The sequence below is a fragment of the Salinibacterium sp. genome (genome assembly GCF_031364185.1).
Lineage (GTDB): Bacteria > Actinomycetota > Actinomycetes > Actinomycetales > Microbacteriaceae > Rhodoglobus.
Genome location: NZ_JANLVV010000278.1, coordinates 1 through 1,208 on the forward strand (window position 1 = coordinate 1; position 1,208 = coordinate 1,208).

Annotated in this window: 3 protein-coding genes; all 3 read left to right on the forward strand. The window is 60.0% G+C overall.

Going from position 1 to position 1,208, the window contains the following annotated elements; translation table 11 throughout:
* On the forward strand, positions 1-237 hold a 237-nt coding region (locus RMN95_RS12135; protein ID WP_309617169.1), incomplete at its 5' end, for a hypothetical protein.
* 109 nt (positions 238-346) lie between these two features.
* On the forward strand, positions 347-1,024 hold the full coding sequence (locus tag RMN95_RS12140; RefSeq protein ID WP_309617170.1) for a type II secretion system protein: 678 nt from the start codon (positions 347-349) through the stop codon (positions 1,022-1,024).
* A partial coding sequence (locus RMN95_RS12145) for a type II secretion system protein (RefSeq protein ID WP_309617171.1) occupies positions 1,017-1,208 on the forward strand: 192 nt, incomplete at its 3' end. The genes RMN95_RS12140 and RMN95_RS12145, both read left to right, overlap by 8 nt.

A 1,208-nucleotide genomic window follows, 5' to 3' on the forward strand; every position in this document is an offset into this window, starting at 1 on the left:
TCCGTATCGAGCGACCTGAAAAACGCCGCAGTTGTCATCGAGACCTTTGGCACAAGCAACAACGGCTCGTACACCGGATTTCCTGCTGCCAACATCAAGGTGAGCGACGCGAATCAGATCGTACCAACCGTCGCCGCCAACGGCCTGTCCTACACGATCCTCGGCACGCACACCGGGGTCGCTGGATCGCAAACATACGATAGCGCCAACGGCGGTCTGAAGAAATGGACACCATAGCGATCTGGTAAGCCGTCAAATGCGGGGCTCGAATCTTCGGGCCCCGCATTCGCAGGCTCAGTAGCAACACGCAACAACCCACACGATCGACCCGGGGAGGGGAGTCACCGTGAAACGCATCAGTCGGCTTATGTCCAACGCACACGACGCAGACCGTGGCATGTCCCTCGTCGAGGTTATCGTCGCTATCAGCATCATGGCGATCGTCGCCACCTCGGCCATCACGTTGTCAATCAGCAGCGTGGCATCCACCACTGTCGGCCAGCGCCAGCAGGTCGCCGTGGCGATCGCCAGCAACACCATGGAAACGGTCACGGCTCACACCCTTCTCGTGAATAATGCGACCGGGGAAAGCCAGATCTTCAATGGCCGCACGCAGGCGCGCGTCGCCGCTGTGTGGAACGCGAGTCCGGGCTTCCCGGGCGTAGACACGACCTATCAAATGTCAGACATGTTCGCGACCACAAGCTCTCGGCCTGATCTCGCGATCGATACCGATTTTCCCGCGAATGACCCGACACCGCCGACCGTACTCAACGGCACAAAATTTCGCGTGCGCACGCTCATCGGCCTGTGCTTCCAGAACAACAGCGGCGGAAACTGCGGCCTTCTCTCGGGCCAGTCGGTGCCACCCGTGGCGGAACCGGCGGGTTACAGCAAGCTGATCCGCGTCATGGTGATCGTGAGCTGGACTGCCGGGGATGGTTGTGCCTCTGGCGGCTGCACGTATCAGACCACCACATTGCTCGACCCGCACCTGGACCTGAAGTGGAAGATCGATGGCTGATCACGCTCGTACGGAGGGGGTCCCGCCCGACCGCGGCTACACAATCATCGAAGTCATCGTCTCGATCGGCATCTTTACTCTCTTCATCGCCATGATGCTGACGACAATCGTCGCGGTGTCACAGAGTTCTACCCGCACCCAACTGGTGGGCGAGTCTACTAACGGTGCGATAACAGTGTTCGGC